Raw genomic sequence first — 22,579 nt, 5'->3', positions numbered from 1 at the left:
AGAGCACCGTTACCCTCGGGGGCTGTCGTCGCAACAAAGCGGGAAACGCCAGCAATTTCGTGGAAGCTCCGCGTCTCCTCGCCAACGCTGACACGTTTGTCGGACCTCTCCGTAAATCGAGCCTGAACGCTGCAAAACGCTCTCGCCTGGGGCAGTCCAAACCGTCCCTCTGCTTGTCAGAGAAGGCGGTGCTCGCACGCACAAAGCCTAACCTCGCACCTTAATCGTGCCGCACCAGCTCGGGACGCGTCGATTCGGGATGCGTGGAGGCCTCAGTGACGCGGCGTGCCGCTGGGATTTCAACAACAAATGTCGTGCCCTTCCGCTCTTCGCTTCGCAATGCAACCGTCCCGCCCACGAGCGAAACAAACTGGCGAACGATGTACAAGCCAAGCCCCACGCCTCGCGGAAGCTCCCCCGGGCGTTGGACTTGGTAAAACATATCAAAGACCCTCTCCTGTTCCGCTTCCGGAATCCCTGGACCGGTGTCCTCCACGACAAATCGGACGGTGCCACTATTGAGCACCGCCGCTTCTAGGCGAACCTCTCCCTCGCTAGTGAATTTCAGTGCATTCCCCACTAGGTTTTTCAGAATAATGGCCACCTTATTAACGTCCGTGCGCACCCAACCGTCGGCGAGGACCATGGCTTTAAATTCGACGGCCGCTGCCCGAGGTAAACGCAGGAGCTGCTCCGTGAGTCCAGCCATGAACTTGCTCAATCGCTCCTCAGTGATGTCAAGAGCGACGTTTCCTGATTCGAGCCGGTTGACGTCCAAGGTCGCGTCGATCAACTGCAACAGTTCGCGACCTTGCTCACGGATGCGTTCGAGGGGCTCCGCCGCTGCCTCGGGGACTGGGCCAAACGCATGTTCCGCAAGGAGGTCGGCGTAACCGATGACAATGTTTAGAGGCGTGCGCAACTCATGAGACATGGTCGCGACAAATTCTGACTTTAAGCGATTGGCCTTCTCGAGATCGGAAAACAAACGGGCGTTTTCCAATGCAATAGCCGCTTGTCGGGCGATGCCTTGTAAGATGCGGTGGTCACGCGGAGGAAAGCCTTCATCGGTCGCACCGCGACCAACGGCCAGCAGACCAATGACACGGTCACTCAGGTCCATTGGTGCAACCACCATGGCGCGTGTTCGGAAGTATCGCATCAACGCCCTCCACCGAGCATCCGGTGGATTTCGCCTAGAGACTTCCACAAGCGTGGCGGGATCCGAAAGCCCGTGCAGGGTAGGGTAGTCCTCGATCCTAAACTCGAGGCCTGTTGCCTCCTCCAAGAGATCCAACCGTAGAGCAGAGCCCGCCGCGATGCGAAACGTCGTCGTGTCCGGTGCACGGAGTAGAATTACACACCAGTCGGCATGCAACAGTGCCCTCGCGCGGTGAACGATACGGTCGAGAACCACTCGCGGGTCCACCGCCGAGCCCAGCTCACGGGCCATCTTCAGCAGAGAGCGGGTAACGACCATCGCTTCGTCCCGCGCCCGTGACTCGCGAAAAATCGCCCAACGCTGTAGGTCAAGGTGGCGCGCCACTAAAACAGATGCGGCAACCGCCGTGCCTACAACAGCAAGGATGTAAGGAGCAGGTGCGACAGAAGGTTGGATCCAAGCCAGCCAACCATAGGCCACCAAGGGCGGAAGCCCTGCCGCAAGCTGACACGCTGCCGGCCATGGGAAAACCACGGCAGCGACGAGCAACCCGACCATCACTTGCGCCCCAGTAACGGCAGAGTCAGCCCCCACGGTTGCCGCGTAGCCGACCAAAGTGAGCAGCGTAACCCCGAGGGCAACTGCCGTTGCCCAGGATACCATGAACCGTCGCAGTAAAACTCGGCGCAGCCACAAAACCAACAGCATCGGCGAAGCAGCGCCAAGCAGCCATGCAGCTAGGTAAGGGATCCGCTCCGGAAAAAAGCGCGACTCCAAAATCGCAAACAGCCCAACGAAGCCGCACCCCACCCAAAATCCCGCGAATTGACGCCGGATCATCAAGATTTCCAGTTCTCGACGGTACGCTCGGGCCGCCCGGGTCGCAGATCTCATCACCGGCATTGTAACAGCTAAGATTTGACACAAGCACGAGAAAACTGTTTCGACTCCAAGGGCATACCCGTCGCCAAATCACGATCGCTCGAAGGACATACCGCGCACACGCGGAACCCACTTCAGACGGGCAAGCGCACGGAGGAGCCGAACAGATGACCAGCGCGCCACCCGTCAAGCGACAACTCCGCACTGACCTGCGAACCACCACCAGGAAGACAGGAACAGAGCCCGCAAACTAGCTCTGCCAGCAGGGCATCTTGCATGAAAGGCGGTCGGGCATCGGGGAGCCTCCCGATGGTGCTCAGCCACCTACCAATGGATGTTGCGCGGAAAGATTCGGAGGCTCGAAATGCCAAGCAGTTGGCCTCCAAGCCTACAGCTTATCTGCAGAACTGTACCTTTTGAGGGAGTCCTGAGTAAACGGGCCCTCGGTAAAAGAGGGCAGCCAACCTAATTCCCGGCGACACGGTTTGGCAAACCGCGCCACATCGCCCGGCTTTGGATGGCCAGCTAACGCGCCGCGCAGTGCGAATAGCAACCCCGATGGATTCTAGCTGCTCCGGTACATAATCAGGCCATGCGAAGGGTCATAAGGGGAAACAGCCACAGTCACGCGGTCCCCGGGGATGACGCGGATGTGATAACGACGCATGCGCCCACCAATCTTCGCTATGAACTTTTGCCCTTTGTCGGATTCCACTAAGAATTGACCGCCTGCGAGAACTTCCTTCACGGTGCCTTCAATCTGAATTAGATCCTCACGACTCACTCAGTAGAACCTCCTCCTTATTAATCAAGTAAGCTAGTTACAAAAGCTAGCAAAGCTTAGTCGCACCTGCCAAGAAGCGGCAAGCTGGTTTCCGCGCGCGGAAATCTACTTCTCGATTTTCGCTATTCCTAAGAGGACCGCAGCCACGCAGCTACCTTCGCAGCGAAGTACGTGAGGATGAAATCCGCCCCTGCACGCCGAATTGCGATGAGGCTCTCTAAAATTGCCCGCTTCTCATCGACCAAACCCGATTGCACGAGTGCCTGGATCATCGCGTACTCGCCGCTCACCTGGTAGGCGGCCACCGGACAGCCAAAGGCCTCTTTGACCCTCCATACGACATCCAAGTAGGGCATAGCCGGTTTGACCATTACGACGTCGGCGCCCTCGTCTAAGTCGAGCTCAACTTCGCGCAGCGCCTCGTTCCCGTTTGCCGGGTCCATTTGATAAGTTCGGCGATCACCAAAGGCAGGCGCCGAGCCTGCGGCCTCCCGAAACGGGCCATAGAACGCCGAGGCAAACTTGGCGGCGTAAGAAAGAATCGGAATGTGTTCAAAACCCTCGGAGTCCAATGCTTCTCGGATGGCGGCAATTCGTCCATCCATCATGTCGGAAGGAGCAACCATGTCTGCACCGGCCTGCGCATGAGAAACCGCCGTTTTTGCCAGCAGGTCAAGGGTAGCGTCGTTATCCACATCTGTCCCCGCGACCACGCCGCAATGGCCGTGGTCCGTGTACTCGCACAGGCAAACATCCGTGATCACGACCAGATCCGGGACGTCACGTTTAATCGCCCTCACGGCTTGCTGGACGACACCGTCTTCACGCCACGCGCTAGACCCGGTTGCATCCTTAAATTCTGGGATTCCAAATAAAATGACCGCTGGAATTCCCAGGTCCACGATTCGGCGGCACTCTTCAACGGCACGGTCAACAGACAACCGCGCCACACCAGACATGCTCTGTACCGGCTGGGTCACGCCACGGCCAGGGGCAACAAAAAGAGGCTGAACCAAATCATCAACAGCCACCGTCGCCTCTCTGACGAGTCGACGGAGCCCCTCTGCGCGCCGCAGTCGACGCATTCGAACCTCTGGAAAAGGCATCAGCACTCTCCTTTCGAACTACTGCCAAAGTAGCGCACTACGGCATCCACAAGTGCCGGCACGGTGAATTTCTCGGGTTCGACTCGAACATCCATCCCGTAATTGCGTGCCGTCTCGCTCGTCACCGGCCCGATACACGCTACCGGCAGTCCCTGCACGGGGACACCTTGTTGTTCAAAGACCAGCTGCACAAAGTGACGCACGGTGCTCGAGCTTGTAAAAATCACGAGATCAACTGCTTTGTAGCGAACCGCGTCGGCTACGAGTGGAGCATTCACGGCGCAGGGAACTACACTGCGGTAGGCTTCGACCTCCACGACCTCGGCCCCCAAGGCAACTAAACTTTCCGGCAACACCGCGCGCGCACCCGCCGCGCGCGGAAGCAGAAAAGACTGCCCCCGCACACCTAAACTAGCGAACACCTGCACCAGCCCCTCCGCTCGGTAGTCAGACGCTACGACATCCACCCGCAGTGCGAAACGTTCCACCGTCTTCGCTGTCTGCGGTCCGATCGCCGCGATTCGAGCGTGGTGCCACTCGCGGATGTCTCGGCGCAAAGCGCGCAGCCGATCAACAAAGGCCCGGACGCCATTCGCGCTCGTAAAGACGACCCAGTTGAACCGGCCGGGGGTTGCCAATGCGCCGTCGAGCGCATCGAAGGATTCAGGAGGAACGATTTCAATGGTTGGAAACACGATCGCCTCGGCACCCAAGTCACGAAACTGATCGGCAAGCTCTTTGGCCTCCAACCTCGGCCGCGTAATCAGGACCGTTTTGCCAAACAAGGGTTTCTTTTCAAACCAGCTTAGCCGATGACGCAGCTGCACGACATCGCCAATCACGGCTACAACCGGGGGCCGAAGTCCTGCTGCCTCTACCTGATCCGCAATATCACCCAGAACGCCAACGACCGTCCGCTGGCGCGCGCGTGTCCCCCACTGGATCACTGCGACCGGAGTGTCCGGCTCACGACCTATCGCCAATAGCCGCTCAATATTTTTGCGGAGTTGCCGCTGGGTCATCAGCAAGACCAGGGTTTGGCTGCGATGTCCGAGATGCTGCCAGGGTACAGCGAGCTGAGGCTTATTAGGGTATTCATAACCGGTGGCAATCACGATCGAAGAAGAGAGCTCGCGATGCGTCACGGGAATCCCCGCATAGGCCGGGACGGCTAAGGCGGACGTCACACCGGGAACAACTTCGAATTCTACACCTGCATCTCTTGCTGCTTCCGCCTCTTCACCTCCGCGGCCAAACACGAAAGGATCGCCTCCTTTGAGGCGCACTACCGTTTTGCCAGCCTTCGCCTGCGTTACGAGGATTTTCGTGATCTCACCTTGTTCGACCCGCGAGCCTCCGCCGTGCTTTCCCGCGAGGATCAATTCGGCGCCGGGTTTTACCCAGTCGAGCAAACTCGGATTAACCAGGTAATCGTACACAATCACGTCGGCACGGCGAATCCATTCTAGTCCTCGCAACGTAATCAGTCCGACATCGCCCGGGCCAGCTCCTACGAGGGCAATTTTGCCGCGCATGGCTTCCCCCTCACTTTGAGCTCGGCCGATCCCCCGCAAGGATCTGAGACGCCCCGCAGGCAAGGAGCTGGTGGCCTAGCGCCATGCCCACGCTTGTCGCTTCCTTTAGGGTTCCCTTACAAACGCCACGCACAATTTGGTGTCCGTTCGGGTCGGCCACCACACCGTGCAGCGTGATGTTTCCGTCCTCGACAATGCTGTACGTCCCGACAGACGTATGGCAAGTTCCTCCGATAGTGCTGAGGAAAGCCCTCTCCGCCGCCAACGCAAAGCCGGCAACAGCGTCGTGGAGAAAACGCAATTGCTCTGCCCAAACGTCGGCCCTTGTCTCGACCACCAAAGCGCCTTGGCCGACTGCTGGAAGAAAGAACGCTGGATTTAATCGTACCATTCCCAAATTCGAGATTCCCAAACGGCGTAACCCTGCCAAGGCTAAAAGAACTCCGTCCACTTCGCCTCGCGTCATCTTCTCCAATCTCGTTTCCACGTTGCCACGCAGAGGAACAACCTGTACGTCGGGGCGTAACCAACGAAGTAATGCGGCCCGCCGTGGGCTACTGGTACCAAGGGTACAACCCGGAGGAAGTTCATGGAGAGCGTGTCCCTGAGGGGTTACGAGTACATCTTCCACGTCTGCACGAGGAGGGACGGCTGCAATCACCAGCCGCTCTGTCAGACGCGCCGGCAGATCTTTCGCGGAATGCACAGCGCACTCGGCCTCGCCGCGAAGCAACACCTCTTCGATTTCTTTCACAAACAAGCCTTTGCCGCCAATTTCGCTGAGCGGTCGGTTCACAAAACGGTCCCCCGCAGTTCGCACGGAAACCAACTCAACCGTCCATTCCGGCCTGGCCTGGCGGATGAGCTGTGCAACGGATTCGCTTTGTGTCAGCGCCAGCCTGCTGCCACGAGTCGCGATGCGCACGCGAACGCTCACTGATCGCCCTCGCCTTCATCCAGTTGGAATAATTTTCGCGCGGCAGCCAAGTAGAGTCTCTCCTCTTTACTAGCGGCACGCTTGAGCTGAGTGAGAGGAGCATGCAAGAGTTTGGCGACTAACGATTGAGAAAATACAATCATTTCCTGACGCAACCGCGGATCAAGCCCGGGGTGGCTCACCAAGAAACGTTCTAACTCTTGTTGACGGAGGGCTTCGAACCTATGTCGCAAAGCGACAATGGTGGGCACAACCTGCAACGATTGGAGCCACCGCATAAAAGCATCCACTTCCGCATCAACAATCCACTGGGCGCGCTCAGCTTCCTCAGCGCGCTGCTCGCGGTTTTGTTCGGCGACGAGGGCTAAATCATCGATGTCGAACAGGTACACTTGGTCAATCTGGTTAATCTTCGGCTCGAAGTTCCGGGGCACGCTCAAATCGATCAAAAAAAGGGGGCGGAATTTTCGCTGCCGTAAGATCTGACGGATGGCATCCGCGGTTAAGATAAAATCCTGGGCAGCGGTTGCGCCGATCACGAGGTCCGACCACACCAGAGCCTGCGTCAATTCCTCGAAAGGCACGGGAGTGGCCCCAAACTGCTTCGCCACGGCCACGGCGCGCTCAAAGCTGCGATTGACGACCAACAAGCTCCGCAAGCCGTGCGACAAAAGGTGCCGTGCCGCTAATTCTCCAATCGTGCCGGCACCGATCAGCAGGCCTGTCTTGTCATCAAGGCGATCGAACACCTTCGAAGCAAGCTCAACCGCCGCCGAGCTCACAGACACTGCCCGACTGGCAATCCCGGTGCGGGTACGAACGCGTTTGGCAACCGCAAACGCTTTGTGGAAACAGCGATGTAATATAACGCCGATCGTCCCAGCCGCAGACGCGCTGCGGTACGATTCCTTCACCTGACCCAAAATCTGCGGTTCTCCGACGACCAGAGAGTCCAAACTCGCCGCCACGCGGAACAGGTGACGAACCGCTTCCCTGCCTCGATACTGAAACAATTTGTCGTTGAGTTCCTCCCGTGGGCACTGCCCTACGGAGGCCAGCCGCTCAGTGACGGCTGCGACCGCCTCCTCCCCATCCCTAGTGACCACAAGGACCTCCACGCGGTTACAGGTTGAAAGTAGCGCCGCTTCCTCCACTGCAGGCGACTGCACCAGCGAGCCTAAAAACTCGGCAACGTCCTCTGCTTGGATCGCCAAGCGTTCCCGCACCTCAACAGGAGCCCAGTGGTGGTTGACTCCTACAATCAGGAGTTGAGGCTCCATGATGTTTGGACCCCGTGGCGGCCTGGGAAGAACATGCTGACCCCGATGAATGAAGCCAAAAGGAGGAGAAAAGAGTAAACCACAAGCCGCGCGGCGCGTCTGCCCCGCCAGCCAATGCTGCGTAAGTGCAACAAAGCCGCGTAGAAAACCCACGCGATTCCAGACCACGTTTGAAGCGGCTCCCAGGACCACAGCTCTCCCCACGTTTGTCTCGCCAACCAAACTCCACTGAGAATACCGATCGTGAAGAACACAAAGCCCCAAGCGACGAACCGATGATTCCACTGGTCGAGCGTTTCGAGCGACGGTAAGCGCCGGAACACGCCGCTACGGGCCTTTGATTTCAGTTGTCGCTCTTGAGCCAGGTAAGCCACGCTTAGGCAAAAGGACAGGGCAAAGACGCCGTAGCCGAGAAGTGTCGGTCCGATGTGTATGGGCAACAAAATCCCCGCGCTGGGTGCCTTCACAGCCTGGTGGCCCACCTCGAAAAAATAGGCAGCAATCGTTCCGATCGCAGCCAAAGGGGCAACAATTGCGGCCACCGCTGCGAGGGAAACCTGCAGGGAGACCAGGAGGTACACACAAACAGCGAAAAAGCTCATCAGCGAAAGCTGCTCTGGCAGTGGCGCGAGCGCTTGATAACCGGCGGTGAAGACCCGCATCGCTAGGGCAAGGAAATGCCCGCAGACGGCCACAATAAGCACCCCGTGCCCTAGTTTTCTCGCTTGCCGCGATCCCGACACCACATGAAAAAGAAACGCCGCTGTAGCCAGCAGATAGCCGCAAACCGCCAGGCCTAAAGGCAGCTCATTCATGAGCTCAGCCCTTGCAGCGAAGGAAGCTCGACCTCTTCTCCCTCAATTGAGGAGATGCTCTTCTGTACGGCAGCTACATCTCCACGCCGAAGAGCGGCCAAAAAATCCTCTTCCAACAACAATCTACTTCTCCGTCGTCGCTCTTCCATCGGGATCTTCCCGGACTGCCACCGCTCGCGCAAAACCCGCGCTATACCCAAAGCGGCAACATACTCGGGCCCTAACCAGCGTCCAATGCGGTCCCGTAAAGCGGCGGCGAATCCTGGGGAGGTTGCCGACGTCCCCACGGCAATCACGATGTCGCCGCGCGACAGAATCGCAGGCATCACAAATGCGCAGAGGTCAGGGCGATCGACGGCATTCACCAAGACCCCACGCTCGTTCGCTTCGGTTACAACGGCTTCCTGCACTGTAGGGTCGTCCGTTGCCACCACCGCTATGCGACACCCGTGCAGATCCCCCCTCTGGTAATTCCTCGAAACGTGCCTGCAGGACTCATGAGCCAGCAACGGAGCGAACTCGGGCACGAGGGTAGGACTCACCACAGTCACCCGAGCGCCAGCTTCTAGAAGCACTTTGCATTTGTGAAAAGCGGCCTCACCGCCTCCCACCACAACCCCACTCGCGCCACGTAAATCGAGGAAGATCGGTAAATACCTCATCTGCCCCTTTCCGGAGTGTACACGCTCCGATCTTACCCCTACGAATCGCCCACTGAGAAAGACGACCCACAGCCGCAGGTCCGGGTTGCATTCGGATTCAAAAATTTGAACCCCGCACTATGGAGGCCGGAGACATAATCGATCACCGTACCCCGGATGTACGGAAGAGCCTGTTCATCCACTGCGACACGGATACCTTGGTCATCGAGAAGGTAGTCTCCCGGTTTCGGGGCAGCCTCGACCGTCAACGAATATTGCATTCCAGAGCATCCGCCTCCCGAAACGGCAACCCGCAACACACCATCCTCGAGCCCCCGCCGAGCCAGAGCTTGCCTGGCTTGTTCTGCTGCAACAGCCGTGAGGCGGACCACTTCGAAGTGACCGGAATCACACTCCTTTCGATCGGGTATGGTCATCTTGCTGCACACCTCCGTTGACAGCCTTCAAAATAGGATCATCGATACTTGTACCAGGTAACCAACAGTCTCACACGAGTGAAGTTTCGCGTTGGTGGGTCGTCGCAAGCAAACGTATCGGTGCAACCTCATGCAGTCAATCGACTCGGCAGGTCGTTTGCTTGAATCGCCAAAGCCCGTTCGTCTATACACCCCGTGGACCGCAGTTGCCGTGATGAAGTTCTCTCCGCGCCACCTCATATGGGTCAACTTTGCGCTGCTTACGCTTGTCGCTTACCTCGCGGCCTCGGCGGTGAGCTGGGCAATTGCGGCCCACCTGGCGGTTCCGCCTGAGGTTCGGCTGAAGCCGCCGCCTCCGCCGATCCAAAAACCTGCAAAGCGGCCGCTAGCGGCCTACAGTGCGATTAGCGCGAGAGACATTTTCAACCCGGCGAAGCCGGTTGAAGAGGTCAAGGTCGAAGCGCCGCCGCCCCCAACGAAGCTGAATTTGAAACTTTGGGGCGTCTCCCTGCACACGAAGGGACCATCCTACTGCGTCATTGAGGACCTGGCCAGTCGGAAACAAGAAGTGTATCGCGTCGGGGACCAAGTTCCAGGCGCTGCCACAGTGAAGGAGATCCGCTGGGACCATGTCGTTCTCGATCGTGGTGGATTTGAAGAAATCCTCGAGCTTGCTCAACCCGGGGCTGGCGGCCTTCCGATTGGAGCGCCAACAGCGGGTGGACAGCGGGTGATTGTGAATGCGTCGTTTCCGTCCACAGTCCCCGATCCGAGCGCGTCAGCCGTCGCGCCGAACCCTCATGTCCAGCAAGTCGCAGAGAACGAGTACCATATCGACCGCGCAGAAGTTGATCGTCAACTCGATAATATGAATCAGCTACTCACCCAGATGCGGGCGGTGCCGCATTTCGAAAACGGCAAGTCGACCGGATTTCGGTTGTTCGCCATTCGCCAGGGGAGTATTTTCGAGCAGTTGGGGCTACGCAACGGAGATGTTATCCAAAGCATTAATGGGCAAGACTTGAGTGACCCAGCGAGAGCCTTGGCCCTGTTTCAGGAATTGCGGAACACAAGCGAAATCAAGGTGGCGGGGATCCGAAATAAGCAACCGTTCGAGACCATCTACAAAATCCGCTAGGCGAGGGAACATGAGGGGTGGTATGCGGCGTTGGGGTTTTATGTTTGCAGTCTTTGGTGCCGTCACCGGGGCATGGCCGCTCCCGATCGGGATGGCCTCCGCTCAGCAGGAAGAATCCAGCGCTGTGCAAGAGCAAGTGGAGGATGGTGAACCAGCCAAAATCACGATGAACTTCCAAGACGTTGATATTGCCGTCTTAGTGAAGTTCATCAGTGACATCACTGGCAAAAACTTTATTGTCGACGAGAAGGTGCGCGGCAAGGTGACCATCATTTCGCCCGGGAAAATTTCGGTCGACGAGGCATACTTAGTCTTCCAGTCGGTCCTTCAAGTCAAAGGCTTCACCACGGTACCCGCTGGTTCGATCATCAAAATTCTTCCGACGAAGGACGCGAAGACTTCAACCATCGATACCGTATTGCCCGAAACGCGGCCGCAACCGCGCGACGAATACATCACGCGACTGATTCGGCTCAAGTATGTGGACGCAAATAACATGGTTGCAATCCTGCAGCCATTAGCCTCACCCGACGGATTGCTAACCGCCTACACCCCAACCAACACCCTAATCATCATTGACACAGCGGCACAAACGGATCGGTTAGCGAAGATTCTCTCTCAATTAGACGTGGAGGGGCAGCAGCAAGAGATTGAAGTTGTGCGGCTGAATTACGCGTTCGCCGGTGACATTGCCGCTTTGCTGCAACAGCTTTTGGAAGAACCCTCAGCGCAAACCACGGGAGCTCCTGCAACGCAACCAGGGGCGGCACCCGACGCGCGAGTACGTCGGGGAACCGCACCGCGCCCGGGTACGCCGGCAGCTGGCGGTCAAGCCATTAGTGGTGGCGTCACCCCCGAGCGTGCCTTCAAAATTATTCCGGACGAGCGAACTAACTCGTTGATTCTGGTTGCTGGCCCAGCCGAGGCCCGGCGGATCAAAGATCTGATCGCGCGACTGGATGTGCCTCTTCCTCTGGGGACAGGCAGGATTCACGTTTACTACCTCAAATACGCAAACGCTTTTGAACTCATTCCAGTACTTTCTTCGCTCGTCGGCGCTGGCGCCGGCTTTGGTGGTTTTAGCCCGTTCGGATTCGGGGGCATCGGAGGCTTGCGAGGCGGCTTTGGATTCGGGGGTGTGCGGGGCGGCCTCACTAGCGGCATCGGGCGTTTCGGCGGGGGGTTTGGTCTAGGCGGGTTTGGGACCCCCGGTTTCGGCGGATTCACCCCTGGCTTCGGAGGCTTTGGCTTCGGGGGACTCGCTCCGGGGATTGGCTTGGGCCTTGGGCAAACAGGTTTTGGTGCGGCCGGCTCTTTGGCCGGACGGCGCCCGGGCTTAGCCGGCACCACGCCGGGCGTTGCCGGCGGACAACCTGGCCAGCAAAGCGAATTCGAAGGGCAGGTGCGCATTAGTGCTGACCCCGCAACGAATGCACTCATCATCAACGCCTCGCCGCAGGATTTTGAAACACTCCGTGAGGTGATCGAGAAATTGGACGTCCGCCGGCGACAGGTCTACGTAGAGGCAATCATTGCCGAGGTCTCTTTGGACTTGAGTCGGGAACTCGGGATCGAACTCCAAGGAGCCACCGAGATTCCCAATGGAGTGGGTTTTGGCCGCACAAACCTCAGCGGGAACATCAACCAGCTACTCAATCCGACCAACTTATCGGGCCTCGTGCTTGCCGCCGCGAGCTCGCAAACGGTCACGGTCAACGGTGTTACGATTCCGGCGCAACAAGCTCTCTTGCGCGCGCTTGAGAGCCGCTCCGATGCCAACATCTTGTCAGCCCCCACGGTTCTGACGACCGACAATCAACCTGCTGAGATCGTTTCTGGTCAGAACGTTCCGTTCATTGCCAGCCGAGCAACGAGCGACGTGAACTTGAGTAACACCTTTGCGACAATCGAGCGGCGAGATGTCGGAATCACCCTGCGATTGACCCCGCAAATCTCCGAAGGTGGGCAAGTTCGGTTGGATATTTTCCAAGAGGTCTCCGATGTGATCTCCAACGATCCTCAGCTTGGTCCGACAACCACAATCCGGTCGGCTACGACAAGTGTCGTTACTCGTGACGGGCAAACCGTTGTCATTGGCGGTATCATGTTCGAAGCTCGTGGGAAGAATGTGAGCAAGGTGCCTTTCTTGGGGGACATTCCGGTCATTGGAAATGCCTTTCGATTCGACTCGACCCGCAACCGGAAGACGAATTTGCTGATTTTCTTGACGCCCCACATCATTCGCAACGAACGAGACCAGCGGAACGTTGCTGTATCCGAACGCGATCGTGTCCTTCGCAAACCTTACGAGGAAATGGGCCAGCGTCCGCCGCGGTGGGAGCAGCTATATGCGCCATCATGGGAGGTGAGGCCGTCCATCGAACCCGCCCCGGAAGACCGCGAGCCGTCGGAGCGCGGAACCCGCTCTCGCATCGAGGTCTACAAACCCGGAGCCAATCACAATGGCAACCCAGAGCAGAGGCGGCAGTCCGACCCAGATGTCGAGTCCAGAAATCATGAGCAGGATGCGCAGGGTGCGGACGTGGGAAGCCGGCCCAAAAGCTCCACAAATCGCTACATCTTGCTAGCGTTGTTGGAAGATTCGGGTCGCCCACTCCCGAGTCTCGAAACTAGCAACGGGCTCTTAGCGCTGGCTGTTCCGAGCGATGCGCCACTTGCACTCATGTTTCAAAAGGGGGCGATTTACCGGTTCGAGTCGGGTGGTTACCGTGCTCGGTATCTCTGCCTGGAGGTGTTCGACAGTCCAGCCGAAGCATTTGCCTCCTATCCGGAGGGCATGCGGGTCAGCACGAATCCTCCCACCTTCCTCCACTGGAGGGAGGCGGTTGAAATCCCCGTGGTGAACGAAGCAAACTGGAAACTCAGCTAGTTCCATGGCGGTCGCGGCTCGTTCCCTCGAAGCATTGCTCGTGCAGTACGGTAACCTCAGCGAGGAGGTTTTAGAGAAGGCACGCGAACGCCAGCGGGAGGGCAAAGGTCTGGGCGACGTTCTCCAGGAGATGGGGGCAATTGACAGTGCAACCTGGGCTCGTGCTGTGGCCCACCACTACGGCCTGCCGTTTCGCGATCGTCTGCCGGAAGAGGACGTGCTCGATCTTGTGCAACAAGTGCCCATCAACTTCGCCAAGCGCTACCTCCTGCTACCCGTTGCCAGAGAAGGCAACGCGGTGGTGGTCGCCTCTGCGGATCCAAGCCAGATTGGCGCACTGGATGACCTCCGCGTGCTTCTACGCCACCCGATCAAGGTGTTTGTCGCTCCCGCCCCACTTGTGTTAGACGCGATTAACCGCGCCTACGACCAAATCACTGCCGGGTCGGCCTCCGAACTCATGGACGATCTGGACACAGAGCGGCTCGACCTTGAACTCGCTGACCTTGAGGAACCAAGGGATCTATTGGACGCGGACGAGGAAGCGCCGATCATCCGCCTGGTGAACCAATTAATTTTTCAAGCCTCGAAGGATCGAGCGAGCGATATCCATATTGAGCCGTATGAGCGCGACCTTTTGGTCAGATTCCGGATCGACGGCGTACTGTACGACATCCTTTCGCCGCCAAAACGTTTCCAGCCGATTATTATTTCCCGAATCAAGGTGATGGCCGGGCTGAACATTGCGGAAAAACGGCTCCCGCAGGACGGGAGAATTCGCATTCGGCTGGCAGGAAAGGATATCGACATCCGCGTCTCCATCGTGCCGACCGCCCACGGGGAGCGTGTCGTCATGCGTTTACTCGATCGGGCCAGCACCTTGCTCCAGTTAGAGGAGCTCGGGCTGACCGGAAACAAGCTCGAAACGGTCAACCGATTGATTCGCCAGAGCCACGGGATCATCCTGGTTACGGGCCCCACCGGTAGCGGTAAAACAACCACGTTGTACGCCTGCCTCGCTAAGATCAACACAACCGATAAAAACATCATCACGATTGAAGATCCGATTGAGTACCAGTTGCACGGCATCGGGCAAATCCAGGTGAACCCGAAGATCGATTTGACCTTCGCGAACGGGCTTCGCTCAATCCTGCGTCAGGATCCCGACGTGATCATGGTCGGCGAGATTCGCGACACGGAGACGGCTGAGATTGCAATTCAGGCGGCGCTTACCGGCCACCTCGTGTTTTCCACTTTACACACCAACGACTCGTTCGGTGCCATGACCCGCTTGCTCGACATGGGTATCGAACCCTTCTTGGTCTCTAGTTCAGTGATCGCCGTGATGGCGCAACGCCTGGTCCGGAGGGTTTGCACGGAGTGTCGAGTTGCTTACCGTCCCACAAGAGAGGAAATTGAGGAGGTCGGCATCACTCCCCAACAGCTCGGCGGGCGGGAAATCTACAAGCAGGGGCCAGGCTGTGCCCAATGCAAGGGCAAAGGGTACCGCGGCAGGACAGGGATCCATGAACTTTTGGTTGTCGATGACGAGATTCGTTCCCTCGTGATGAAAAATGCAGACGCAGCTTCAATCCGCCGCACAGCCACAGCCCACGGTATGAACACGCTGCGAGAGGACGGGGCCGAGAAAGTGCTTGCTGGGATCACCACGATAGAGGAAGTCTTACGCGTCACACAGGACGATATCGTGTGAGGCAGATCGGCATCCGCAGCTTCGGCTACCTGGGGACGAACTAATCGTAACGGTTATGCCGGTATACGCCTATAGAGGATTTAACGCTGCTGGGAGAGCAATCAGCGGCATCATTGACGCTGAAAATCCCAAGGGAGCTCGGCAAAAACTTCGGCGCGAAGGCGTTTTCCCCACCGAGCTCGTCGAGCAGGAACGACGAACAAGCAAGGCGGAACAATCCCTAGGGGGATGGCAAATCGGACGATACTTCGAGCGGATCACCCCTGAAGAGCTCGCCCTGTTGACGCGCCAACTCGCCACCCTTGTCGGGGCCAAGATCCCGTTGGTCGAAGCCCTTTCAGCTCTCATCGAACAAACGGAAAGTGCGCGCACGAAGCGCGTTCTCTCCCAGGTGCGGGAGCTGGTCACCGAAGGTGGAGCTCTGGCTGACGCAATGAAAGCCCACCCGCGTGTGTTCAACGACCTTTATGTCAATATGGTACGGGCGGGGGAAGCGAGCGGTGCGCTCGATGTCGTACTCCTCCGGTTAGCGGACTACACGGAGAACTATGCGCAGCTGCGGAATAAAGTCCGCTCGGCGCTGACCTATCCTACGCTCATGGCGCTGACAGGCACAGCAATCCTCCTCTTCTTGCTTTCTTACGTGGTCCCGAAAATCACGAAGATCTTCGCGGAAAACCAAGCCACGCTCCCACTCATGACTAGAATTTTGCTGACGGTGAGCGGGCTAGCTCAAGATTATTGGTGGCTCTTTGTCACAGCTCTCGGTGCATCAGTGATTGCCATTCAAATGAGCCGACGTACTCCGACCGGCAGGCTGCGGTTCGACCGCACCGTTTTAAAGATCCCATACTTCGGCAACCTAATCCGTAAGGTTGCGTTAGCACGCTTCGCCCGCACCTTGGCAACATTGCTCAACAGCGGCATCAACCTGCTGGTGGCGCTAGAAATTGTGAAACACGTTGTTAGTAACGCCGTGCTGTCGCAGGCCATCGAAGAGGCACGAAACAGCATCCGCGAAGGCCAAAGCATTGCGCCGCCGCTCAAAAAGAGCGGATTGTTCCCTCCGATGCTTGTCCACATGATCGCCGTGGGCGAGAAAAGCGGGCAGCTCGAAACCATGCTTACCAAAGCGGCCGACGCCTACGACAGCGAAGTGTCCACGGCCGTCGCCGCAATCACGAGCATCTTAGAGCCTTTGATGATCCTATTTGGCGGGGCGGTGGTCCTCTTCATCGTGCTCGCCATTTTACTGCCCATCTTCGAGATGAATCAGCTTGTCCGCTAAGCGTCCTTTGAGCACGCACTTTCTGGTGTTACCCTCGCTAAACTGGAACGCGAACAAGCATGGAGTCCATCGCGAAGGAGGTTTTACGATGCGCTCGTTGAGAAACGCCGCAGGATTCACGCTGATCGAAATCATGGTCGTCGTGTTCATCCTCGGTTTGCTCGTTACGTTGGTCGCGCCGAAAATTATCGGTCGGACCGACGAGGCCCGACGCACCAAAGCAGCTGCCGATATCAAGGCGATTGAGCAAGCGTTGAATCTGTTCAAGCTAGACAACGGTTTTTACCCAAGCACCCAGGATGGCCTTCAAGCACTTGTCCAGCGGCCTGCCAATGCACGGAATTGGAATCCTGACGGGTATCTGGCGCAGATTCCGGTTGACCCATGGGGCAACCCCTACGTGTACTTCTCGGATGGCAACACAGTTGTGATCAAGTCGTACGGGGCAGACGGACAAGAAGGAGGGGAGGGGAAAAACGCTGATATCGACAACCGCGGCTGACCTCGGATCGACCAGCTGGGTCAGGGAGGTGATCCGCTGTTGTACGACAGTCCGCCTCACTGGTCGGAAGACAGGGACTCAAACACGAGCACACAAGAAAGTAAGCTGGGCTCGAAGCATGGCTCATCCGGTCTGTTGGAGTGCAGTGCGGAGCAGCACTCCCTGGCCCCAGTAAGCGTCTACTTCAACATTCGTCCTTGCGCTGATCTGCATGATTCTCTGTGGCACGGTCGGGAACGCCGACGGGGCTCCACAAGCGACCTGACCGCGTCTTGGAAAAGCACCTGGATTACCGATGCGCTCCGTTGGTCACTTTTTTCCTCTGCGGTGATTGCAGTCTTTGGAAGCAGGGATGATTCCCCAGCTGGCGCAGCGATGTCCGCCATCGCCTCCCACGAGGCGAGGGCTTAACCATGCTCTGGTTGGACGCGCACACTCAGGAAATAGGGACGGCTCGGCCCTCTCTCGCTCGAGCGAGGCGGGGATGGTTCGGTGGCAACCACGGATTCACCTTGATCGAGCTATCGCTCGTCCTGCTTTTGCTATCCGTGGTGCTCGTGGCGGTCGTTCCGCGTTTTCGCAACCGGGAGCGCGCCGAATTACTTGCGCATGCACAGCGGCTGCAGCTCACGTTCCGGTTTTTGCGCAACCAAGCCGTGCTCAGCGGTGTGACCTACCGGCTGCACTTCGACCTCGACCAGCAACGGTACTGGGCCGCGCTGGATGAAAGTGGAAGTATGGATTTAGCTCAGTTCGTCTCTGAGGTCGGCTCTCTCGCCCGGGGCGTATCTCTGGGAGACAACGTGTTCATTTCCGACGTCGCCTTGCCCTTAGAAGGAGTGAAAGTTGCCCAAGGGAGCATCTTCACCCTTTTTTATCCGGACGGGACCACTGAGCCCACGGTGATTCACCTTGCGACCTCGCACGAGGCTTACACGTTGTGGTTCGATCCCCGTGCTCAGAGGTTACGAGGCCAGTTGGGTTATTGGGAACCCAGCTATGCCAGATAAACTCCAGCCCGAAAGGAAGGCCACCTGTGGGTTCACACTGCTCGAGGTGCTCATCGCGTTGGCGGTGATCGCCATTGCCTTCGTGACTTTGTTGGGTTGGCACGCAAGGAACATTGCAACGATTATTTACGATCAAAATCTGGCCCGCGCCGTTCTGCTCGCCCGTGAGCGAGCCAGCCTAGTGCACTACCAAGCGCTTCAGCAAGGGCTGGATAGCGTCCGCAACGAAGCCGGCCCGATCGATGGATACCCCGGCTTCTTCTACGATCAAGAGGTCTTTCCAACTGGGCTCGATGGCATGCGACAAGTCGTTTTGCGGGTATTCTGGGATCCTCGAAATCCTAATGCCTGCGAGGTCACATTCTTCGTTCATGATGCCGCACAATAAGAAGCCATCCGCAGGCTTCACCCTGCTCGAATTGCTACTCGCGATCACCATTTTCGCGGTCATGGCGACCACCGTTTACGGCGTCCTGTGGCGGACACTGGATGGCAAGGCGCGCGCGGAGGAACGTGCGGAACTTTTCGCCGCGGGGAGAGATGCGGTCATGCGGATGGCAGACGACCTCGAGCGTGCCTTGGCTCCCGGCGTCGCCAGTCGGGGAGCCGTCTGGTTTATCGGAGTACCGGGAAACGACGCAGTACCCACCGATCAGGTTGGTTTCGTGATCGATACCAAACGCGATCGCAGTGTCGGTGGGCGGCGTGGGGGGAGAACCTTCGTATCTTACTTGCTCGAACCGATGCCGGACGTCCCGCGGGCCTTTGCGTTGCTACGTCACGAGGAGATCCTGCTCGACCCACTCGCACAAGCCACGTCCGAAAGTTCCGCTGTCAACGAAAGTGCCACGAGTGCTTTGACCAGCGACGTCTACTTAGTGGACCGCGTTGCCGGGCTCCGCCTCCGGTATCTGGATCCCGCCACCGGTTCTTGGCTGAATTCATGGGATACAACCGTTCCCGTGCAACCGGGCCAAACACCCGTTGGCCTTCCACCAGTGGTGGAAATCCAGCTCTTTCTGTTCGACAACAGTGGCGGCTACGTCGAGTTCAGCACCCGCGTCGACCTGCTTCTATACGTTCCCCCACCAACTCCGGGCCCAGGAGGTGCTGTACTTGGCTAATTTCAGAAAGCGGGAACGCGGCGTGGCGCTGGTTATGGCGCTCGCGGTGGTCGCTCTCCTGACGATCACCGTAACCGAGTTCTTCTTTTCGGCAGAAATCGACGCGCGGATGGCTCGAAACTCCGTCCACAGCCTGCAAGCGGCACTGCTGGCGCGTTCAGGTATCACGTTGGGCGAAGCCTTGCTCGTTCAAGATCAGGACCCACTCACCGATTCGTTCCTCGAAGAATGGTGCCCACTGCAGGCGCGGGAGGGCAAAGCTTGCCAGATTGACGACGGCGGAGGTTTGATCGCTCTCCCACCCAACTCACGCCTGCGCGTAGAAATCTGGGATGAGAGTGGAAAGGTCAACATCAACTTGACGAGACCTCAGACCCAAGCCGAGTGGCGGGCGGGACGCCTGAATCCCAACCCAGAGCAGGCCCCCCAAAGGTATCAGGCGTGGCTATTTACTCTCGGGCGTTTGATGAACTCCCGGCCGGAAGCAATCACCGCTCTCGACGATTATTGGAACCAACTGTTCGAGCTGTACTTCGGACCAATTGGAAGTCCGAACATGCCCGGCACGACACCCACTCCTGGCGCGCCCGCTGGACTTACCCCCGGTGCGGCAGCCACTCCTCCGCCATTAACGACATTGTACTTCGGCTCGCTAGACGAGGTTACCGCCGTTCCCGGATTCGTCACACAAGAAGAATTGCGCCGCCTCCGGCCATACGTCACAGCGTACGGGTGGCCGTTTCCGAGCCAGGTAAACGCGAATACCGCCCCGCGCGAGGTCCTCAATGCGATTATTGGGGACGCGCAGGTTGTGGACGAAATCATCCAGCAGCGGCAAAGCCAAGTATTACAAGCAAGCAGTGTCCTTACGTTGGTGAATTCGGCCTCAACGAATCAGGACCCCATATACCGAAATGCTCGTACAATGTTGGGCGCGCGAAGCAATGTCTACTCTATCCGAGCTACAGCCATCGTTAATTTGAATCCGATGACTGGCATGGGAGGAATCAGTCGGTCCGCTGTAATGCTCGTTCGACGGGATCCCAAACAGGTGCAGCCGGGCGCAACCGGTGGTACAGTGACGCGTTGGAAGCTCACACGACTATATTGGCAAAAGGAGGGTGGCGCCGTTCTTTTTCGTCCCGAAGCAGAAAACGCGGACTTCGTTGAATTTTAGCCGAGCACACGCGCCAAGAGGACCATGCCCCAGCGAGTATTAGCTCTCGAAGTTCAAAGCCACGAGGTTCGCGCAGCCCTGATCGAGGCTTCCTTCCGCGACTACCGCATCGTCGGACTACACAAGTTACCTCTGTCTTCGACCGACACTCTCGAAGGCAAGCTGCGAAATTTCCTCGCTGAGATAAGTTTCTCTCCTCATACGGTGGTCTCTTCGCTGCCTGGAGAAGTTGTCACCCTCCGGACATTTTTTCTCCCATTCAAGGATCGGAAGCGATTAGAACAAACGGTTCCCTACGAACTGGAAACTCAAGTGCCGTTCGATCTCGACGAGGTTGTGATAGCGTACCAAGTACTGGCAAAGGAAAAGAACGGCAGTAACGTCCTAGCGGCATTGGTTCCCCGAGGGGAGCTCGAAGGTCACCTTCAGGCCTTACAAGCTGCCGGTCTTGACCCGAAAATTGTCGACTTCGCACCTCTCGCGAGTCTCAACGTGCTGCAACTTTTGGATGCGCCCTTGCCATCTCATGCTGTGTTCGTTGGAGGGGAGATTGACCGGCTGGCCGTGGCCATTCATCGCGGCGGCACACTGGTTGGACTTCGGACCATAACCCCCCCTGAAGTTACAAGGGAGCAGCACCCCAGCAGCGACAATGGACACCTTGATGTTCTGCAAAACACGATCAACGACATCGTCGCAGAGCTGCGTTGGACGCTGTTCGCTCTCAATGGAGGACCGCTCGACGAGGGAACGACCTGCGTGCTGGTTGGGGAAGGTATCTACTTCGATTTGCTCTCCCGCGAACTGCAAGACCAACTCGGCCTGGTCGTAAACCGCATCCAAGAATCTCCCCTGAAGGGTCTGCCAAGTACCTTACGCGACCAAATCGCCGGGTTTGCTGCTCCGATCGGATTAGCCCTCAGGGAGATCCAACCAGACCGTTGTTATGGCCTAAATTTTCGTAGGGGCGAGTTTGCATACCATCGCGGCCAAGAAGAGTTACGGCGTGCCCTCTGGGGAACCGCGAGCCTTGGAGCGCTTGCCGTCGGTCTGTTCGTGCTCCAAACGTATTTAAACTATCGTTTCCTGGAAGCCCAACTTGCAGCAATCAACAGCCAGATTCGTTACGTGTTCCGCCAAACTCTGCCGGACGTGCAACGCATCGTCGATGAGGGCCGGCAAATCAAAGAAGAAATCGTAGCCGCGGAAAGACGACTCAAACTACTCGGGAGCGTTGCGCCGCCGAGTGGTGCAACTGCAATTGACGCCCTTCACGCGATTAGTACGGCAGTTCCAGAACACCTGAAGCTGGAGGTCGATGAGTATGTGATGGACACAGAGGAAATTAAGATCCGCGCACACACCGACTCGTTAGACACCCCGAACGCGATCCGTGAAGCCATCGCCAACGGCAAATATTTTGCCGACGTGCAGGTGAAGGATATTAAGACCGCACCGGACGGTCGTGTCGACTTTCGCATGATTCTCACCCTGAACAAGGCTGGGTCACCGGCTTCCAGCCGCTCTCCGGGGAGGATTTAGTGTTCGATTTTGGCTCACTCTCGAGATATTATGACCGACTTGCACCTCGTGAGCGGGTTCTTCTCGTCTTCGCTGCGGTCGCCACAGTGTTGATCCTCGGGTACACGTTTGTGTGGGATCCCCTGCAGGTAAGTATGGAACAACTATCCCGCCGGTTATCGTTAAAAGAAAAGGAGCTCGCCGAGCTCCAACGAGAGCGGGAATACTACCTTGAGCTGCTTCGACAGCTCGAAGCGTACGGGGACATCTCCGAAGTTGACCCGAACTTCAATTTGCTGGGTTACTTACAAGGAGTCGTCACCGCGGCGGTGAGCCGGGAAAAAATTGTTTCCCTAAATCCCACAACGCGGCCGAAGCCAGAAGCTCCAGAGTTTCTGGAAGAAATGGTGGAAATCAAACTGACCCAAGTCGCACTGCCGCAAATCGTGGATCTTCTGCATCGGGTCGAAAAAGGTGAACACCCGCTGCACTTCTCCCGCGTGGCTATCAAAAAGAGGATGAACGACCCCTACAGCTTCGACGTTCAAGCTATTGTCGCTGTGCTCAAGCCTGCCGAGAAACCCGCAGAGAAGGCGAGCGAGCGTCCCATACCGGCGAGTTGAGGCACACGGTACC

20 protein-coding genes are annotated in these 22,579 nt (G+C 57.7%); 11 read left to right on the top strand and 9 right to left on the bottom strand.

Translation table 11 applies throughout. From position 1 onward, the window contains the following. Positions 1 to 220: 220 nt before the first annotated feature. From N3C12_03635 to N3C12_03595, 9 genes are all read right to left on the bottom strand, one after another. A complete protein-coding gene (locus N3C12_03635; protein ID MCX8071532.1) occupies positions 221 to 2,056 on the bottom strand; it encodes a GAF domain-containing sensor histidine kinase in 1,836 nt (611 codons plus the stop codon). Between the two features lie 553 nt (positions 2,057 to 2,609). After that, positions 2,610 to 2,828, bottom strand: coding sequence for a translation initiation factor IF-1 (infA, locus tag N3C12_03630; GenBank protein MCX8071531.1), 219 nt, complete (start codon positions 2,826 to 2,828; stop codon positions 2,610 to 2,612). A gap of 128 nt (positions 2,829 to 2,956) precedes the next feature. Continuing rightward, positions 2,957 to 3,934: a porphobilinogen synthase gene (gene hemB, locus N3C12_03625; GenBank protein ID MCX8071530.1), complete on the bottom strand. Its 978-nt coding sequence runs from the start codon at positions 3,932 to 3,934 to the stop codon at positions 2,957 to 2,959. Further along, the gene (gene cobA, locus N3C12_03620) at positions 3,934 to 5,469 is read right to left on the bottom strand and encodes a uroporphyrinogen-III C-methyltransferase (protein ID MCX8071529.1); all 1,536 of its coding nucleotides are present in this window, start codon (positions 5,467 to 5,469) and stop codon (positions 3,934 to 3,936) included. The genes hemB and cobA overlap by 1 nt, the downstream gene beginning before the upstream one ends. Positions 5,470 to 5,479: 10 nt before the next feature. After that, the gene (gene hemC, locus N3C12_03615; protein MCX8071528.1) at positions 5,480 to 6,406 is read right to left on the bottom strand and encodes a hydroxymethylbilane synthase; all 927 of its coding nucleotides are present in this window, start codon (positions 6,404 to 6,406) and stop codon (positions 5,480 to 5,482) included. Further along, positions 6,403 to 7,686, bottom strand: coding sequence for a glutamyl-tRNA reductase (gene hemA, locus N3C12_03610; protein MCX8071527.1), 1,284 nt, complete (start codon positions 7,684 to 7,686; stop codon positions 6,403 to 6,405). The genes hemC and hemA overlap by 4 nt, the downstream gene beginning before the upstream one ends. Further along, the gene (locus tag N3C12_03605) at positions 7,668 to 8,501 is read right to left on the bottom strand and encodes a cytochrome c biogenesis protein (protein ID MCX8071526.1); all 834 of its coding nucleotides are present in this window, start codon (positions 8,499 to 8,501) and stop codon (positions 7,668 to 7,670) included. Before N3C12_03605 ends, hemA begins: the two co-directional genes overlap by 19 nt. Then, on the bottom strand, positions 8,498 to 9,163 hold the full coding sequence (locus N3C12_03600) for a bifunctional precorrin-2 dehydrogenase/sirohydrochlorin ferrochelatase (protein ID MCX8071525.1): 666 nt from the start codon (positions 9,161 to 9,163) through the stop codon (positions 8,498 to 8,500). Before N3C12_03600 ends, N3C12_03605 begins: the two co-directional genes overlap by 4 nt. 38 nt (positions 9,164 to 9,201) lie before the next feature. Further along, entirely contained in the window at positions 9,202 to 9,579 is a 378-nt protein-coding gene (locus tag N3C12_03595) for an iron-sulfur cluster assembly accessory protein (protein MCX8071524.1), read from the bottom strand. A 130-nt stretch (positions 9,580 to 9,709) separates the two neighbouring features. On the opposite strand from N3C12_03595, the gene N3C12_03590 reads away from it, so the two are divergent. From N3C12_03590 to N3C12_03540, 11 genes are all read left to right on the top strand, one after another. Continuing rightward, complete coding sequence (locus tag N3C12_03590) at positions 9,710 to 10,717, top strand: PDZ domain-containing protein (GenBank protein MCX8071523.1); 1,008 nt, start codon at positions 9,710 to 9,712, stop codon at positions 10,715 to 10,717. A gap of 22 nt (positions 10,718 to 10,739) precedes the next feature. Next, positions 10,740 to 13,607 (top strand): type II secretion system secretin GspD, encoded by a 2,868-nt coding sequence (gene gspD, locus N3C12_03585; GenBank protein MCX8071522.1) that lies wholly within the window; start codon positions 10,740 to 10,742, stop codon positions 13,605 to 13,607. A 4-nt stretch (positions 13,608 to 13,611) separates the two neighbouring features. Then, entirely contained in the window at positions 13,612 to 15,321 is a 1,710-nt protein-coding gene (gene gspE / locus N3C12_03580; GenBank protein ID MCX8071521.1) for a type II secretion system ATPase GspE, read from the top strand. A gap of 55 nt (positions 15,322 to 15,376) precedes the next feature. Further along, a complete protein-coding gene (gene gspF / locus N3C12_03575) occupies positions 15,377 to 16,609 on the top strand; it encodes a type II secretion system inner membrane protein GspF (protein MCX8071520.1) in 1,233 nt (410 codons plus the stop codon). A gap of 88 nt (positions 16,610 to 16,697) precedes the next feature. Then, positions 16,698 to 17,111 (top strand): type II secretion system major pseudopilin GspG, encoded by a 414-nt coding sequence (gspG, locus tag N3C12_03570; GenBank protein MCX8071519.1) that lies wholly within the window; start codon positions 16,698 to 16,700, stop codon positions 17,109 to 17,111. 413 nt (positions 17,112 to 17,524) lie between these two features. After that, complete coding sequence (locus N3C12_03565) at positions 17,525 to 18,121, top strand: GspH/FimT family pseudopilin (GenBank protein MCX8071518.1); 597 nt, start codon at positions 17,525 to 17,527, stop codon at positions 18,119 to 18,121. Beyond that, positions 18,111 to 18,509 (top strand): prepilin-type N-terminal cleavage/methylation domain-containing protein, encoded by a 399-nt coding sequence (locus N3C12_03560; GenBank protein ID MCX8071517.1) that lies wholly within the window; start codon positions 18,111 to 18,113, stop codon positions 18,507 to 18,509. The genes N3C12_03565 and N3C12_03560 overlap by 11 nt, the downstream gene beginning before the upstream one ends. Beyond that, positions 18,493 to 19,245: a prepilin-type N-terminal cleavage/methylation domain-containing protein gene (locus N3C12_03555; GenBank protein ID MCX8071516.1), complete on the top strand. Its 753-nt coding sequence runs from the start codon at positions 18,493 to 18,495 to the stop codon at positions 19,243 to 19,245. Before N3C12_03560 ends, N3C12_03555 begins: the two co-directional genes overlap by 17 nt. Next, positions 19,238 to 20,422, top strand: coding sequence for a type II secretion system protein GspK (locus N3C12_03550; protein ID MCX8071515.1), 1,185 nt, complete (start codon positions 19,238 to 19,240; stop codon positions 20,420 to 20,422). Before N3C12_03555 ends, N3C12_03550 begins: the two co-directional genes overlap by 8 nt. 24 nt (positions 20,423 to 20,446) lie before the next feature. Continuing rightward, complete coding sequence (gene pilM / locus N3C12_03545) at positions 20,447 to 21,964, top strand: pilus assembly protein PilM (GenBank protein ID MCX8071514.1); 1,518 nt, start codon at positions 20,447 to 20,449, stop codon at positions 21,962 to 21,964. Next, positions 21,964 to 22,566: a type II secretion system protein M gene (locus N3C12_03540; GenBank protein ID MCX8071513.1), complete on the top strand. Its 603-nt coding sequence runs from the start codon at positions 21,964 to 21,966 to the stop codon at positions 22,564 to 22,566. The genes pilM and N3C12_03540 overlap by 1 nt, the downstream gene beginning before the upstream one ends. Positions 22,567 to 22,579: the final 13 nt, after the last annotated feature.

The sequence above is a fragment of the Candidatus Binatia bacterium genome (genome assembly GCA_026415395.1).
Classification (GTDB): Bacteria; Desulfobacterota; Binatia; order HRBIN30; family HRBIN30; genus HRBIN30.
The sequence above is the reverse complement of the archived record's forward strand: the minus strand, read 5'-3'. Positions and strand labels throughout refer to the sequence as shown.

Excerpts from the sequence above, each read along its gene's own strand:
- hemA (MCX8071527.1), bottom strand. The coding sequence starts at position 7,686 with ATGGAGCCTCAACTCCTGATTGTAGGAGTCAACCACCACTGGGCTCCT.
- gspF (MCX8071520.1), top strand. The coding sequence starts at position 15,377 with ATGCCGGTATACGCCTATAGAGGATTTAACGCTGCTGGGAGAGCAATC.
- pilM (MCX8071514.1), top strand. The coding sequence starts at position 20,447 with ATGCCCCAGCGAGTATTAGCTCTCGAAGTTCAAAGCCACGAGGTTCGC.
- N3C12_03600 (MCX8071525.1), bottom strand. The coding sequence starts at position 9,163 with ATGAGGTATTTACCGATCTTCCTCGATTTACGTGGCGCGAGTGGGGTT.
- N3C12_03560 (MCX8071517.1), top strand. The coding sequence starts at position 18,111 with ATGCCAGATAAACTCCAGCCCGAAAGGAAGGCCACCTGTGGGTTCACA.
- N3C12_03565 (MCX8071518.1), top strand. The coding sequence starts at position 17,525 with ATGCTCTGGTTGGACGCGCACACTCAGGAAATAGGGACGGCTCGGCCC.
- N3C12_03555 (MCX8071516.1), top strand. The coding sequence starts at position 18,493 with ATGATGCCGCACAATAAGAAGCCATCCGCAGGCTTCACCCTGCTCGAA.
- cobA (MCX8071529.1), bottom strand. The coding sequence starts at position 5,469 with ATGCGCGGCAAAATTGCCCTCGTAGGAGCTGGCCCGGGCGATGTCGGA.
- gspG (MCX8071519.1), top strand. The coding sequence starts at position 16,698 with ATGCGCTCGTTGAGAAACGCCGCAGGATTCACGCTGATCGAAATCATG.
- N3C12_03590 (MCX8071523.1), top strand. The coding sequence starts at position 9,710 with ATGCAGTCAATCGACTCGGCAGGTCGTTTGCTTGAATCGCCAAAGCCC.
- N3C12_03605 (MCX8071526.1), bottom strand. The coding sequence starts at position 8,501 with ATGAATGAGCTGCCTTTAGGCCTGGCGGTTTGCGGCTATCTGCTGGCT.
- hemB (MCX8071530.1), bottom strand. The coding sequence starts at position 3,934 with ATGCCTTTTCCAGAGGTTCGAATGCGTCGACTGCGGCGCGCAGAGGGG.
- N3C12_03595 (MCX8071524.1), bottom strand. The coding sequence starts at position 9,579 with ATGACCATACCCGATCGAAAGGAGTGTGATTCCGGTCACTTCGAAGTG.
- N3C12_03635 (MCX8071532.1), bottom strand. The coding sequence starts at position 2,056 with ATGAGATCTGCGACCCGGGCGGCCCGAGCGTACCGTCGAGAACTGGAA.
- gspD (MCX8071522.1), top strand. The coding sequence starts at position 10,740 with ATGCGGCGTTGGGGTTTTATGTTTGCAGTCTTTGGTGCCGTCACCGGG.
- gspE (MCX8071521.1), top strand. The coding sequence starts at position 13,612 with ATGGCGGTCGCGGCTCGTTCCCTCGAAGCATTGCTCGTGCAGTACGGT.